Below are 16,225 nucleotides of genomic sequence, written 5' to 3' on the forward strand. Positions count from 1 at the left end.
ATCCTAAAACTCTTTTACTTTGTAATTAATTTAATATCTACTTTTCAGGCTCTACCACAGTCTCAAGAGGTGGTATATTGTTTTGTGAGCCTTGATACCCATAATTCTGATTGATAACATTCAGATTGTTAGCATCTATTGCATCTTGTGGGATGGGCCAATATACATGGTATGGTCTAATCTTATATGAATTTGTTCCGTGTGAAATTTCATTGCGATAGAAATTATTCTTTGCGATAACACGGTCGTAATACCAATTCTTTTCATGCATCTTGTCCAAAGTATATCCATCCTGACCTAATGCAGCCTTGATATACGCAACACGAGTAAGTTCGCATTTACGTGGCTCTTCAAGATAGAGTTCACGGGCACGCTCATCAAAGATCTCATCTAATCCAACACTTTGATATAACGGAGCGTTTGCACGTTGGCGAATTTCATTAACATCTGCCAGAGCTTCAGGTAGTTTGTTCTGCCAGTAATAGGCTTCAGCACGCAATAAATAGGTCTCGGCTAACCGGAAAATATACCAGTCAGTAAAACCACCTTTGGGCTCATTTCCTTTGTTAATTTCATCTTTGTCAACAAATACTTTGTAATATGGCCATGAATAATAACATCTGATTGTGTCATGTCCTGTTATATACTCCGGTTGAATGGACTTCCGGAAATAAGCTGACTGAGGATTGGTATAGGTATAGTGTTTGGCATCATACCAGTTGAGCGAGTTATGTCTCATATCGTTGCCACAGTCTTTCCATAATTCATATTGATAATAGTTCGTTGGGCGTACAATACCGATTCCACGACCCAATGAGTCCATTTGTACAATAGCATTTGCTTTACTGTATCCACCCATTCCATCTGGTGTTCTTACCTGTGGACCACTCCAGTAAGGTGTGTAGAGTCTCATTCTACATGAGCCTTCATTCGGGCTTACACTACCTTCGCTACCAAACTGCTCCTGAACGGTAAGAATACCTTCAAGGTTTTCGCTAGCGGTAATGTTTTCCTCTTTGAATAGGTCATTAATAACATCGTGTATCTGATCATTTGCACGTACACCGAAACGGTTTTTCATTAATTTCAAACCATAATCTTCAATACAACGAGTAGCAGATTTTACTGCATCATCGAATCTACGGCATTGTAAGTAGTATTTAGTAAGCAGATGTTCACCGGCTGCACGGTTAATAGCACCGGCTGGTGCAGTCATTGGCAGGTGTTTTACAGCAAATTCCAACTTCTCACAGAAATATTTTAGAATAGCTTCACGTGAGGTACTTTGTAAATCAATACGTGGCTCTTGGATTTCTTCAATAATGAGCGGTACATCTCCAAACTGATTTACCAGGCGATAATACCAGTAGGCCAGATGGAAATATCCTTCAGCTAAAAGCTCATCCTTTTTTTCTTGTGAAGCTTCAATTTGTGGTATTCTGTTAATTACTAAGTTGGCATATTTAATACCACCCCATGCATGACTGAAATGCTTGTAAACACGCTGTTTACCTTTTATAAGAGTTGGAGTCAGCTGTGTTTCCAAGTTATGAAGTTCATAATCTTCAGGTGCACCTGAAATTGCCATATCAGAGAGTATATACTCTATTTGTGCAACTTGCTCGTCCTGATTACCATAATATTCGTTCTTCAATTGTCTACGACTAACCTGCAGAACTGTTTCAACTCCATTTACATCCTTAACTCCATTTTCGGGTGTGTAGAATGACAACGGTTCTGGTTCCAACCAGTCACTACAAGATGTGAGTCCGGTTATAAATGTTGTTAATAGGAATAATCTATATAAGTATTTCATATTTTCTATATTTAATAGGTTATAAAGTAAAATTAACTCCAAAAGTAAATGTTCGTGGTACTACGTTATTAATTTCCGGGTCATAGTTCTTCCACTTAGTAATTACGAAGGCATTATCGACCATCATATTTACCCGAAGATCCTGAATACCAAAGCGTCTGATTGCTTGTTTTGGAACGGTATATGATATAGAGAAATCTTGTAAACGTAAGTAGTTTCTACTTTTCCAGTTACTAAATCCTACCGGTGCTGCAGCTGCTAAACGACAGTATTCATTGCTTGGATTTTCAGGAGTCCAGTAATCACTTTTAACCGTATTACCTCTGTGGAAGAAACGAATACCATTATTTTGCTGTCTGTTATCAGAACCGTACCATCCGAGTTCACTTCTTAACAAGAAAGAGATATTCAGGCAGTTCCAAAGGTCAAAGCTATTGCGCAGAGACAAGCGGTGTGCAGGTGATTTTCTACCTAACCATACTTTATCGTTCTTTGAGTCAATAACACCATCCCCATTTACATCGAGCAATTTGGCATCACCTGGACGAGAACCATATTTTGCAGCTTCGGCTTCCTCGCCTAATTGCCATACACCAATAAATTTATAATCGTAAATTTCATCAAGGCCATGTCCGATATACCAACCGTTTGTTTCGTCATCGGCTTCTCTTTGGCCAATTACGTTTCCTTCGTTATCAACTACATTAACCATGTCACCATACAGATGCTTGATTTTATTTTTGTTATGGGTATAGATAAGGGTACTGGTCCATGTGAATTTACCGGGAATGTTCATGTTGAGGCTGTTTAATGTGACTTCAACACCAGTATTCCCCAGTTCACCCATATTTGCTGATACAGCATCATAACCAATGATATTGGGTAAACGGCGTGTTAATAACAAGTCGTTTGTTTTAGTCTTATAGAAATCAATAATACCTGTAATGCGGTCCTTAAAGATTCCGAAGTCAAGTCCAAAATTTAATGCAGTCGTTCTTTCCCATTTAAGATTTCTGTTACCTAGCCCACTTGGTAGTAAACCATTCACGAGATTACCACCGACAATATTCTTACGGGTACCTAAAGTTGCAAGAGCAGCATAACGGCCGAATTCACGGTTACCGTTCTGTCCCCATGAAGCACGTAGTTTCAAGTGATTTAGAATGTCGTTCTGCATAAAATCTTCATCTGATATTCTCCACGCCAGCGCTACGGCAGGAAATGTTGCATACGGATTGTTTGATCCGAAAGCAGAGTAGCCGTCACGTCTTACAGATGCGGTCAAGTAATATCTGTCCATCAAGTTGTAATTAATACGACCCAAAAATGCATTGGCTGTATGTACTTGGTCATTTGAAGAAATTTGTGGTTCGGAACCTGCACCCATATTATGGAAGCCAAGACTTGCATCCGGTTCGAACTTATTGTTAATCATATACGTTTTCCATTCCTGGTACTTTTCTACGTTGTATACAAAAGTCGCGTCGAATTTGTGTATATCAGCAAAAGTCATATTCCAGTTAAGAATATTGTCAACCATCCACTCATAAACGCTGTATTCCGTACGGGCAGCTCTACCACCGGGTCTATCGCGAGCTTCAGGTGAATCTGCATAAAAATCTTTCAACCAACTGAAACGGTTTTGAAAATTAGCTTGATAGCTAAAACCAAATGGCAATTTTACTTTGGCAAATGGAGTTGCCATCAATGTTTGTTCTCTTACATATTTTTCAGTATAATAATTCCACATGAAAGGATTAACAAACGTAGCGTCATCATGTGGAAACCATTTGAACTTTCCTTCTTCATCATACATATCTCCATACGGGCTGTTATTATTAGCCTGTGTGAGGTCTGCAGGATTGTTATTTCTTCCTCTATTAGCAAATTGGCTGTTCACACCAATTGTCAGCCATTTGGTAATTTCGGTTTCCAAATTTACGCGTGTACGGAAATTCTGATATTCGTCACCAACTAAATATCCTTCATTGTCTACATATCCCATAGAGAGGAAATAGTTCGTAAGTTTACTCTTTCCTGAAACGCTGATATTGTAGTCTTGTCTTAAACCTGTACGCAAAGCCATATCTCGCCAATTCGTGATTTTGCCTGCTTTATAGTTTTTTACTTCTACATCTTGCAAACCGATTCGGTTCAACCATGTACCAATATAATCACCGGTAAAGCCTGAGTCATAGTTACCCCATTGGTCTTTATCTATACCAGATGGCAAATTGTCCGGGTGATCGTAGTAGCCGGCCGGGCGTGGACTGCTTGAGAAATAATCTTGAGTTTTATAATAATCGGCATGTACCTGCAGATACTCGCTTGGGCTGAAGATATCTACCAAGTTGGTTGCTTCAGTGAAACCTATGCGTGTGCTGACATTAATTACAGGTTTTTCCGAAACCCCTTTTTTGGTATTTACCATTATTACACCGGCAGCACCTCTGGCACCATAAATGGCCGATGAACTTGCATCTTTTAATACATCTAATGATTCAATGTCATTCGGATTGATGTCTGATAAACTACCGTAATAAATAGACCCATCCAACACAATCAATGGTTGAGTGTTGGCTTTCAATGAGTTCTCACCACGAATCAACATTTGCCCTCCTCCTTCAGAGGTATTTCCTATAGTGGTGTTAAAACCAGCAACACTACCACGCAGAAATTCAATGAAGTTTGTAACCGGTTTATTTTCTAAAACCTCTTTACCTACACGAGATACAGATCCGGTTAAATCTTTCTTTTTCATGGTACCATAACCTACTACTACGACTTCATCAAGAAGTTCAGAATCATCTTGCATTGTAATGGTGAGATAGTTCTCGTTTGCAACTAGTTTTTTCTCTATCTGCGTATAGCCTATATATGAAAAAATCAAAGTTGCATTGGCTTCTACATTCAGACTGAATTTTCCTTCAAAATCCGTAATAGTACCAATAGTTTCATTTCCTTTACAAATCACATTTACACCAATCAAGGGTTCTTCAGAAGAATCAACTACAGTCCCTTTAATTTCTCTTTTTTGTGCCCATAGTGATACTGTGGAAAAGAAAAAGAGAATTAAAAACATACACCAGCGAGGATGTGACCTGAAAGTCTGTACGCTAAAATGTTTCATAAAATATTAAATTAAAAGTTTATAAATAAATACAAAAGATTGCAATGCCTGCAAATGTATCGTGAATATTATTATTTGGATGATGTTGCTTAGTCAAAAAAAAGTGTTATTGATTCAAGTGTGTTAATGTGGAAATTAGATAAAAGCGTTTTCCTGTCATTTTATAGCGATTATTTGTAAAGTGCCTTATTTAGCAGATAATTAATGGCTTTTAATCTGTTTTTCAACTATCTTTGTGTATAGGTTTTGTAGTAAATAAAGTTAGTCTAATATAAACATGAAATATACAGTATTGATATTATTCCTGTCTTTGGCATTCTATTCAGAAGCTATACTTTCACAAGAACTTTCTTATAATATTAAACATTATAAGAAAAATTCCGGGCTTTCACAGAACACAGTAATGTCTATTTATCAGGATAGTAAAGGCTTTATATGGGCCGGTACTAAAAATGGTCTCAATAGGTTTGACGGATCTAACTTTAAAATCTATCAGAGAGGGGACTTGCCTGATGACCTCAAGAACAGCGTTATTTTTTCGATTAAAGAAGATAAGACTAAAAGATTATGGATTGCCACAGATAAAGGTATTTCACTCTATGATCCTTTTACGGAAAGATTTTCTACGTTTGATATAAAAACTACTGAACAAGAAACTATTAGCGGGTATGTAAACGAAATTTTTATAGATCATCAGGATCGGGTGTGGATAAGAAGCAATACGGGTTTATATATTTATATCGATGAAGAGAACAAATTGTTTTGCTTAAATGAGAAATTCAGGCCATATGTCGGAACTCCTATCCCCAGTGCTTTCTACGTAGATGATAATGGTATAGCCTATATTGCCTTCCCGAAAATAGGGATATTGAAGTATAACTTTGTTACCCATGAAGTTGATTTACTAACCTCCTTCACTTACTCTCCTACGGCTATGTCTGGGTATAATGATTCTTATATGTTGGTAGGAACTTTAAACAGGGGACTTTACCTTGTAAATAAAATAACTGGTGCAACTAAAAAAATACCTGTATATAATCCTCAAAATTCAGATATATACGTACGAACAATAGAAAAAATATCCGATACAGAATATTGGATAGGTACTGAGAGTGGCATTTATATTTTGCAGGGTGAGCAAATACATCATTTGGCTCATGACCCCCATGATAATTTATCTCTTTCGGATAATGCTATATATTCTATTTTTAAGGATAGAGAGGGTAACGTATGGGTTGGAAGCTATTTTGGTGGTATGGATTATATTCTGGTGGAAAGCACTTATTTCAGGAATTATTACCCAAAAGTTGATCAAAATTCTATTCAAGGATATAAGGTTAGGGAATTTGTTAATGACAAAGAAGGAAATCTATGGATTGCAACAGAGGATAATGGATTGAATTATTTTAATACAGAAACCAAACAGTTTACTCATATCTCCGAGAGTAGTAAACCGTTATCTGTGACTTTTTCTAATATTCAGTCTTTAAACCTGGTAGATGATAAATTGTGGGTAGGAACATTTTCTAAAGGGTTTGATGTACTGGATTTAAAAACTGGACGTAGTAAGCATTATGAGAAGAAAGATAACGATTACACTACGATACAAAACAATCATATTCTAGCTATTTATACTGACCGAAACGGCATTACCTGGATAGGTTCTTCAAGTGATATATATACGTATGTTCCAGAGATTGATGGCGTGAAGAAGTTCGAAAAGATAAAACAGTCGTTTACCAGTGACATCTTGGAAGATCATAATGGGAATATATGGTTCTCAACTTATAACAGAGGGGTCATCAGATACAATCCATATACAGATACTATTAAAGAGTTTACGTATGATGAAAAGGATCCACATAGTATTTGCTATGATAGAATTACAGGTATTTTTCAGGACAGTAAATTACGTTTGTGGTTTTCTTCCGAAGATGGTGGATTTTGTCTATACCACCCTAAAGACGAAACCTTTACTCGGATAACAATGAAAGAGGGTCTGCCTAGTAATGTGGTTTATAAAATCCTAGAAGACAACGATCAGCAACTATGGCTAAGTACTCTTGATGGGATTGTACATTTCGACCCTGAAACCATGTCGGTGAAAAAACAATATGATTTGTCTAATGGTCTTGAGAATGAACAGTTTAATTATAATTCAGGGATCAAGGGTAAAGATGGTATTCTTTATTTTGGTAGTATTGATGGGTTTATATCATTCAATCCTCAAGCGATAAAGGATAAAAAAAATAGATATTCAGTTGTACTGACGGATTTGTTTATTTATAATCAGAAAGTAAAAGTTGACACAACCACTTCTATACTGAAAAGAGCTATGCCGTATACAGATGTTATAAACCTGAATTATGACCAGTCGACTTTCAGTCTCGGTTTTTCAGCATTAAATTATTCAATGAATGGGCAGGGTAAGTATGCGTATCAACTTGAGGGGATTGACAAGAAATGGATGTATGCTGATAATATTACGCAAGTATCATATAATAGTATCCCTCCAGGGAGTTACACTTTCCGTATCAAATATAGTATTGATGGTTATGATTGGGAAGGTGAAGAGACCATGCTGCATATTAATATCATACCTCCATTCTGGTCTACTCTGGAAGCCTATGTCGTATACGCAATTATCCTAATAGTTATCTTTTATATGCTGTTGCATTATTATATTAAACGGAGAAAGAAAAGAATGGAGGAGGAGCAAATAAGACAAGAGCATGAGAAGAAAGATGAAATATATAAATTGAAGATAGATTTCTTTACGAATATAGCCCATGAGATACGTACACCTATTTCATTAATAAAAGCACCGTTAGATTGTATTATACATGAAGACCTCTGTAAGGATGAAATGCATGAAAATCTGGGTATAATAGAAAAGAATACAGACAGATTATTGGTATTGGTAAATCAGTTGCTTGATTTCAGGAAAGTAGAATCGAAAGCGTTTACTTTGAACTTTCAGGTGAAAAATGTATGTTCTGTTGTATACAATACGTATGTTCAGTTTATTGCTACAGCCAAACATCGGGATATAATGATAACATTCGACTCTTTATCTGATCCTCTTTTTGCTCTAATTGATGAGGAAGCAATCACAAAAGTATGTAGCAACCTGTTCAATAATGCTATTAAGTATTCTACAAGCTATGTAAAGATTGCCTTATCCGTTGATCACGACTCTCAAGATTTCTGCATTACAGTAAGAAACGATGGCACACCTATACCTGTGGAGATGCGTCAACGTATTTTTGAGGCTTTTTTCCGAATTAACGATGGCAACCAAGATGTGACGCAGCCCGGTTCGGGTATTGGTCTTACGCTTGCTGCTTCTTTAGTACAATTGCATAATGGTAAATTGTATCTTGACGATAAAGCTGAGGATATATGTTTTGTTGTACAAATACCCATTAATATGTCTGCTGATAATTCTCGACCTGAGTTGGATGAATGCGTTAGTAAAGTGGAGTATGAAGAAGATACACCTTTGTCGTCAGAAATACAGATTTCAGATCGAAAAATAGTATTGGTTGTTGAAGACAATGAAGAATTACGTTCTTTCCTTAGTCGGCAACTTGGTAGATACTATGAAATAGTGGCAGTAAGCAACGGTGTGGAAGCGTTGGCAGTACTTGACGAGAAAATTATTAACCTGATTGTATCAGATATTATGATGCCTCTTATGGATGGCTTGGAATTATGTAACTCTATAAAAAATGATCTTTCCACATGTCATATACCTGTTATTTTGTTAACTGCCAAAACAGCATTGGATAATAAAATAGAAGGGTTAAAAAGTGGTGCAGATGCCTATATTGAAAAACCATTTTCAATGCCTTATCTGCTTGTGCAAATTAATAATTTATTGGAAAGCAGAATGAAGTTACGTCAGAATTTTGCAAATGATCCGTATATCGCTATTGACTCGATAGCCCATAATAAAGCCGATGAAGATTTTCTTAATAAGATAACAGATATTATCCGCCAAAACCTTAGTGATGAAAAATTTAGTATAGATGATCTTGCTATGGAAGTAACAATGAGCCGAAGCAGTTTGCACAGGAAATTGAGAGGAATCACAGGGTTGACTCCTGGTGATTTTGTTCGGATCATACGATTGAAGAAGGCTGCGGAATTACTTAAAACGGGAGAATATCGTATAAATGAGATTTGTGTACTAATAGGAATGAATTCAATATCGCATTTTTCTAAAGTGTTTTACAAACAATTTGGTGTATTGCCTAAAGATTTTGCTAAGAAACAGGCAAAGTAAGACACTCCCTCAAATATAACTCTATATTTGAGGGAGTGGAAAACTCTTGACTATTATTTTTTTAAGGTAATAACTGTATATGAATACTTAGGAAAAGTGTATTTTGCATTTTTCCTGGCAACATTAATTTTTGAGGGTTTAAATACAACATTATTCATATTTTCATAAGTGTTGTATTCAGTAAGTTCACAGTCACCTATAGTATAAACTTCCGCTTTCGGATTGAAACGAAAATCCCGGATATTCAGAATAGCCTGCCGTGGTTCATTGCTCATATTTGCTACGTAGATTGTCATTTCAGTTTTCTGGTCGTTGACTTTTGCGGTTATATCCAGTGCTTTGTCGCTACTTGTTGTTTGTACAACATTTGGCTTCCAGGTTTTCATCATCATTTCATCAATATGTGCTGAAGGTTGGAACCAAATCGTATCAGCAGTGTAATGGATACGGCCTTGGTCCCACATATAATGTAAACCATGGGGTTGGAAAGTATTTGCTGTACCCAGCATTCGGAAGCAATCACCGTAGCGTTGCAGTGTATTCCAGTTGTGGGCATGGGCTAGACCACGGTCCCAGTCGCATCGACTTCCGTTCTCTTCCATTGGGTGTAGGTTTAGTTTGAATCCAGGATAATCTTCTGCCAAATCCCTTTGAAGTACAATACCCATTTCCTCCTCAAACCATTCGGTTTCATCGGCAAAGTTGCGTGCACCGCTATAGTGGGGATCCCATGCAAGTTTATCACCTTTGCCTTTAGAAATGAACCATCCGGCCATTTCTGCAGCCAGATTATATGCCGGTATGCCCTTTTTGTAACGGTCACGACGAATATTGAGTGAAGCCATTATTGTCATTTCCGGGTCTACTTCCCAAGCAGCTTCAGCAAATTTCTTCATGCATTCAACGTATCCGCGGGATATAAGACGTTCATTGTCTACTTGGATATATTTCAGATTATAAGGCTCTGGGTGACCATGGCTGGCACGTAATGCTCCCCATTTTGTGTCAATTGAACCATTAACGTATTCTACAAAATCACGAATATCTTCATAGTTTTCATCCATGCTCATACCAATAATGGCAACGGCACCAATGGCCTCGGCAGCCTGTAGCATTTCAATAAAGCCAAAACTGTGTGTGGCATACAAGTTGAAACCACTTCGCAATGTTACTCTCCTCTCATCAATTGGGCCTATCATCTTTTTCCAACGATATAGGTAGGTATCGGCACCAACATCTACCATTGAACCATTGTAACGAAATACCTTGATTCCTTGTTTCTTCAAGGCATCGGCAAATGTTTTACGAATGGGATAACCTTTCACTCTTCCCCATTCTCCGGGTTGCAGAAAAGCAAATCCTAACTCTACTTTGCCCGGAGCTTTTAATGAAATGCCAAAACTTCCGTTAATGGTATTGTTTTGTGGTATTAACTCAAATTCTACTTTTTCATAGGTGCCATCCCCTTTGAGAGAATAAGGTTTTTCTGCCAGAACTTTTCCGTGTTCATCTCTTAATGATAGATATACGGAAACCAGACTATCGGCTTTTATGCGGAGTACACCATCATATGGCTTATTTTTGTCAAAACGAATTCCCATGCGGTAAAGACCATGGTTGGTTAAACCAACCTCTCCGCTGCCTTCGGTAAATGAAATAGCTTGGTTTTGTCTACCTACATAGGCTTTCCCGTTGCGTACTAGTTCGTAAGCATAGCCGGGATTACCAACTACCAGTTTACTCCAATATTTGGATATTTGCTCATTACCGTTAATCTTTTCGAGCATAGTTTTTTGTATGTCACCTGGTAGAGAATCGAATGTTAGGAAACGTCCGGGGAATTTCCAACCAGAAATTACGTGGGGCTCTCTGAACCTGGGAGAGTTATAAATATCTTTAGAATTAAAATCATATTTTTCGGTGAGGTTGTTCCAACTAATCCGGTGGTAAATATCGGATTGAGTGATTAAATGGGGGATTTTCCTTTCATCCAGAACAACATATATTTTAGAATAATCTTCTCGTTTCAGATTTAAGAAATCAACATCAATGTTTTCTTCAAATGCTTCTCCATGTAGCAATTGGCTGAATATACCTCCATTGGTTTGATTGTTGAGATCTTCAATATTTGTACCATTGAATAGCTTGGGTACAGTAGCAATCTGCTTACTTGCTTCTACGTTCAATTGGACCGGGCTTTGCTGTGCAAACATGCACCCTCCCATTAATAATCCGATAATACTTAGTCTTAGTTTCTTTTTTTTCATGATAAAATTTATTTTTATAAACACCGCAAAGGTAACCCCTATCTCAGTCTCTGTGGTTCAGAAAATTTTCAAAAAAAGACGATTTTCGCTCAATTTGCGTGTTTCTGCGTATATTACATATACATAATTGAAGATACTAGTTTGAATATGGATATATCACCTTTATTTATAAACAAAAGAACCGTACCTGAGACCTACCCAAGATGCACTTGCTCCGTACCTTCTCCACTCACAGGTACCTCTGAGCGAAGAAACCATGGCTTTGGTACGGAGCAAGTGCATCCCGGGTATAATGCGGACCAAACATAACCCATCGGAAAAGACAAAAGAATCATCTACGCAAAACGACGCAAATTAACGCAAAAATCACGTGGACCGGATTGATAAGAATCTTTTTCCATATATTTGCGCAATCAGAAAAACAAGTAACTTAAAACACGATAGTATGGGAATTATCAATCAAGGCATTCTCGGAGGATTCTCCGGAAAAGTGGGACCGATAGTCGGTTTCCGCTGGAAGTCAAACTACTATATACGTGCACGTGCCGCCAAAGTCAGCAACCCGCGCACACCGAAACAGCAGGAACAACGGAGCAAGTTTGCCACGGTATTCAGCTTCCTGAAGACTATAAAACCTTTCATTCGCATTGGTTATAAAGAGTTTACGCAGGATAAATCTGCGTTCAACGCCGCTATGTCCTACACGCTGAAGAGAGCCGCGACGGGTAGCGGGAAAGATATCACGATTGACTTTAACCGGGTGCTGGTATCTATGGGAACCTTGATGCCTGTATTCGAAGGTACAGCTACACAAGAGAGGGATAAAATGGGTTTCAACTGGCAGAATAACTCTGGTATGGGAAATGCGGAAGACACCGATATAGCCATGCTGTTGGTGTACAACAAAGACAAGGAAACAGCCCTCTATAACACAGAAGCCGCCCTGCGCTCCGACTGTCATGGTGAATTGCCCCTTCCGGATGACTGGCAGGGCGATGAACTGATAGCCTATCTCAGTTTTTGCAGTGCCGACGGAGACAGTGTTGCCAATAGCGTACGACTATCCGTAACAACCGTCCAAACATCCTCACATGTACCCCAGTCAGAGGATTCCGCCTTATGGACTCTTTCAGATGGAATTTCGTTTTATCCAAAACTTAAACAACCGGTCGTTGATGACATAACCATCCAGAGTTTTACCAACCACCCCTTTGCCGGAAAGTCCTTTCAGAGCAGACTGTACAGAACTGGGTGATTTCAAATGATATCTTCGCACAAACTCACCAGAAGTCACATTGACAGCTATATTTTCAGCAGCTATTGCACGGAGTATCTCACGTTGGCGTTCCGTCAGGTCGGCAAAGATGGACTGATAAATGAAATTTTGTTTTCGGATAAGGGAAGTTAAAGCCATTTCGAAATAATACGGTGTGGCAGTTTCTCCTTTCTCCGTCAGCAAGAATACCTCATTCATCAGCATCTGCAGATAAAGAGTAATCCCTTCAAATTTTTGATAAGCCACTTCCACTAAAGCGACATCTATGGCTTTGCCATGCTCACGAAAATGCATCTGCACAAATTCGATATACTTATCCGAAGGTATGCTTTCAAGATGCAAAGTAAAGGTACTTTGATAAAAGGGACGGTTCTCACTATTGAACATATCCACCAACAAACTGGGTTCGCTACCGGCAAAAATGAAACGGGCGTTCGGACAATGCTGTATCTGCGTGCGCAGCAAAGCTTCCATATTCTTTTCAGTATAATGGCTTATTTGCTGAAACTCATCAAACGCAACAATGCAGGGTTTATCGGCAGTATTCAGATACGCAAAGATTTCATCCAGAGTGGCATCCACAGAGGACACGTTTCCTAAACCAATTTCTAACGTGGGTTCACCGGTTAAAGCATCTATTTTCACAGCAGGACGCAAGGAAGTTATGGTTTGCAGGAAACGATCCAGAAACTTCCTGCCACGTGGTTTCAACTGGTCGATTATAGCGCTGCCGAAAGCATATACAAATTCACGGATAGAAGCCGTTGCAAAGATATCGATCAAGAGAATATTATAATTTTTGCTGATTTCCTCCTGATGAAAAGTATGTAGGATTAATCCTGTTTTTCCCATACGCCGTTGTGCAATCAATACCACATTGCGCCCATTTGTCAAATCACGAATCAGTTCGTTAGTTTCTCTTTCGCGGTCACAAAAGTAATGGCTACCGGCATAGGTGCCTATTATAAAAGGATTTGTTTGCACAGTCTTCATGATTATTCAATTCTAAATTATTGCAAATATAATAATTATTATTATGATAATCATAATAATTCATCTTGAAACATTTCTAAGCAGATAAAGTTACTACATAGTTTCTTTTTTGCAATACATGGACAATAAAGGCATATTTCCAATATCAAAACAGTAGGTACAAACGGAATAACTTCCGTAACTTTGCCTGCAGTTAACATAAAAAGCAGAAAAACATGAAGAAATTTACAATTACATTTGCACTCACCATAATAGCAGTGCTACTCGCCGCAACTCCTTGCAGCGCCAAAGGAAAAGCAAAACATGTCGTATTAATCGGGTTAGATGGCTGGGGCGCCTATAGCGTTCCCAAAGCTGACATACCTACTATTAAGCAATTCATGGCAGACGGAGCCTACACGCTTGAAAAACGTTCGGCCCTCCCCTCTTCCAGTGCCATCAACTGGGCGTCCATGTTCATGGGTGCCGGGCCGGAACTTCACGGATACACGCAATGGGGTTCCAAAACTCCCGAACTGCCCTCGCGTGTACTCAACGAACATGGCATCTTCCCAACCGTCTTCCAGCTATTGCGCGATGCACAGCCGGAAGCTGAAATCGGCTGCCTGTACGAATGGGATGGCATTAAATATCTTGTGGACACCCTTGCTTTGAGCCATCACGCACAAGCTCCCGATTACAACAAACACCCCGAAGCCCTGTGCACAATGGCAGAAACATACATCAAGGAGAAAAGACCAGTTTTACTCGCCGTCTGCTTCGACAATCCCGACCACGTAGGACATCAGGCGGGACATGACACTCCCGAATATTATGCAAAGCTGAAAGAACTGGATGCTTACATAGCCCGCATCATTCAAGCCGTTAAAGACGCCGGCATGCTGAAAGAAACCATCTTCATCATCACTGCCGACCACGGAGGTATCGAGAAAGGTCATGGCGGTAAAACCATGAATGAGATGCAAACCCCTTTCATCATTTCCGGTAAAAATGTGAAGAAGAGCGGCGAATTTCACGAAAGCATGATGCAATACGACGTAGCTTCCACCATCGCCTATATCTTCGGTTTAAAACAACCGCAGGTGTGGATAGGTCGCCCGATGAAGCAGGTGTTCAAATAAGAAAATCAGCGATAGATAAGTGTCGACAAGTAGTCTTCCGCAAACATTTCATTGGCCACTTCCCATAAAATCTCCGGAGTGAGTTGCTCAATACGTTGGTAAACCGCTTCGGAGCTTTCATATTTGTTGTAGTGCAGAAAAGTCTTCGCCATGCCAAGGGCATTATTCTCATTGTTATCCGAGGCTACACCTATCTGCCCTATCAACTGTTTTTTTGCAGCAGCAAGCTGTTGGGTGGTCATTTTGACATCGCGCATTTGCTTCAACTCTTTCATCACCAGACGGGTGCAGGTATCCACATCCTCAGGATCGCAACCAAAATAAGTGCAGAAAACGCCTGTATCAGTATAAGAAGTCAGATTGGACTCCACATTATAAACAAGGCCGCGGCGCTCACGCAGGGAAACATTGAGACGGCTGTTCATACCCGGACCGCCAAGAATATTATTCAGCAGATAAAGAGCGGTGCGCTTATCATCGTAAGCATTGTAACCACGGCTGCCTATCATGACGTGGGCCTGATGGGTATCCTTATGTATAATGAGGCGCTCCGGAGTATAGAGAGGCGGCGGAGTACGGCGGTTATCCACCGTCACCGCAGGCACATCAGTCAGAAGCTTCTCTGCCCAACGAACGATTTGCTTAAAGTCCATATTTCCCCAAACAAAGAAAACCATATTTCCGGGATGATAAAAACGCGAAGTAAAAGCCGCCGCATCTTCACTGCGGAAAGTTTTCAATAGTTCAGGATTACCCAGGATATTGCGCCCCAACGGGTGTCCGCGGAATATCAAATCTTCGAAATCATCGAAAATAAGCTCGGAAGGAGTATCTTCATAAGACTGGATTTCATCAATAATCACTTCCGTTTCCTTTTCAATCTCACGTTGCGGGAAAGTAGAGTGAAATACAATATCCGTCAGTAACTCGAATGCCCTGCCGAAGTGTTCGGTCAGAAAGGCGGAATAAATCACTGTTTCCTCTTTATTAGTATAAGCATTCAAATCACCACCCACATTTTCCATACGATTGAGTATATGCCAGGCTTTCCGCTTTTGCGTACCTTTAAAGATGAGATGCTCCACGAAGTGTGCCATGCCTTGTTCGTTTTCAAGCTCATCACGTGTTCCTGCATCGACAGCAAAACCACAATAAGCCACATCTGAGAGCGATGGCTGGTGAATGATGCGCAAACCATTGGCAAGCGTATATTGATTATGTTCCGGTAAGGGGAAAAGTGCTAACTTCTTCATTCTGACGTTTAAAACTGATTAGGGTGCAAAGATAGTGCAAACTGAAATCAGTGCAAAACAAGCTTACTTGTTTTTATTGAT

The 16,225-nt window shown here is 39.2% G+C and carries 7 protein-coding genes and 1 pseudogene; 3 read left to right on the forward strand and 5 right to left on the reverse strand.

All coding sequences use genetic code 11. The features are described 5' to 3' along the window. Positions 1–37: 37 nt before the first annotated feature. Positions 38–1,816 carry a RagB/SusD family nutrient uptake outer membrane protein gene (locus HMPREF9447_RS11010; RefSeq protein WP_009129807.1) on the reverse strand — a complete coding sequence of 593 codons (1,779 nt, stop codon included), beginning with the start codon at positions 1,814–1,816 and terminating at the stop codon, positions 38–40. A gap of 19 nt (positions 1,817–1,835) precedes the next feature. Continuing rightward, positions 1,836–4,946: a SusC/RagA family TonB-linked outer membrane protein gene (locus HMPREF9447_RS11015; protein ID WP_009129808.1), complete on the reverse strand. Its 3,111-nt coding sequence runs from the start codon at positions 4,944–4,946 to the stop codon at positions 1,836–1,838. Between the two features lie 277 nt (positions 4,947–5,223). On the opposite strand from HMPREF9447_RS11015, the gene HMPREF9447_RS11020 reads away from it, so the two are divergent. Beyond that, entirely contained in the window at positions 5,224–9,234 is a 4,011-nt protein-coding gene (locus HMPREF9447_RS11020) for a hybrid sensor histidine kinase/response regulator (RefSeq protein WP_009129809.1), read from the forward strand. Between the two features lie 53 nt (positions 9,235–9,287). Here HMPREF9447_RS11020 and HMPREF9447_RS11025 read toward each other — a convergent pair whose 3' ends face one another. Further along, positions 9,288–11,501, reverse strand: coding sequence for an alpha-L-arabinofuranosidase C-terminal domain-containing protein (locus HMPREF9447_RS11025; RefSeq protein ID WP_009129810.1), 2,214 nt, complete (start codon positions 11,499–11,501; stop codon positions 9,288–9,290). Positions 11,502–11,946: 445 nt separating this feature from the next. Here HMPREF9447_RS11025 and HMPREF9447_RS27795 point away from each other — a divergent pair, with 445 nt between their 5' ends. Continuing rightward, positions 11,947–12,756, forward strand: a complete 810-nt coding sequence (locus tag HMPREF9447_RS27795; protein WP_009129811.1) for a DUF6266 family protein — start codon at positions 11,947–11,949, stop codon at positions 12,754–12,756. Here the strand turns inward: HMPREF9447_RS27795 and HMPREF9447_RS11030 are convergent. Further along, positions 12,637–13,770 (reverse strand): annotated as a pseudogene (locus HMPREF9447_RS11030) (AAA family ATPase); the annotation flags it as partial. The gene HMPREF9447_RS27795 and the pseudogene HMPREF9447_RS11030 overlap by 120 nt on opposite strands. Positions 13,771–13,985: 215 nt before the next feature. Between HMPREF9447_RS11030 and HMPREF9447_RS11035 the strand changes: the two are divergent. Continuing rightward, positions 13,986–14,891: an alkaline phosphatase gene (locus HMPREF9447_RS11035; RefSeq protein ID WP_009129813.1), complete on the forward strand. Its 906-nt coding sequence runs from the start codon at positions 13,986–13,988 to the stop codon at positions 14,889–14,891. A 5-nt stretch (positions 14,892–14,896) separates the two neighbouring features. Here the strand turns inward: HMPREF9447_RS11035 and HMPREF9447_RS11040 are convergent, their stop codons facing one another. Further along, positions 14,897–16,144, reverse strand: coding sequence for a M16 family metallopeptidase (locus HMPREF9447_RS11040; protein WP_009129814.1), 1,248 nt, complete (start codon positions 16,142–16,144; stop codon positions 14,897–14,899). Positions 16,145–16,225 lie beyond the last annotated feature (81 nt).

The organism is Bacteroides oleiciplenus YIT 12058, assembly GCF_000315485.1.
In the GTDB taxonomy this organism is placed as follows: Bacteria; Bacteroidota; Bacteroidia; order Bacteroidales; family Bacteroidaceae; genus Bacteroides; species Bacteroides oleiciplenus.

Excerpts from the sequence above, each read along its gene's own strand:
- HMPREF9447_RS11035 (WP_009129813.1), top strand. The coding sequence starts at position 13,986 with ATGAAGAAATTTACAATTACATTTGCACTCACCATAATAGCAGTGCTA.
- HMPREF9447_RS11010 (WP_009129807.1), bottom strand. The coding sequence starts at position 1,816 with ATGAAATACTTATATAGATTATTCCTATTAACAACATTTATAACCGGA.
- HMPREF9447_RS27795 (WP_009129811.1), top strand. The coding sequence starts at position 11,947 with ATGGGAATTATCAATCAAGGCATTCTCGGAGGATTCTCCGGAAAAGTG.
- HMPREF9447_RS11025 (WP_009129810.1), bottom strand. The coding sequence starts at position 11,501 with ATGAAAAAAAAGAAACTAAGACTAAGTATTATCGGATTATTAATGGGA.
- HMPREF9447_RS11015 (WP_009129808.1), bottom strand. The coding sequence starts at position 4,946 with ATGAAACATTTTAGCGTACAGACTTTCAGGTCACATCCTCGCTGGTGT.
- HMPREF9447_RS11020 (WP_009129809.1), top strand. The coding sequence starts at position 5,224 with ATGAAATATACAGTATTGATATTATTCCTGTCTTTGGCATTCTATTCA.
- HMPREF9447_RS11040 (WP_009129814.1), bottom strand. The coding sequence starts at position 16,144 with ATGAAGAAGTTAGCACTTTTCCCCTTACCGGAACATAATCAATATACG.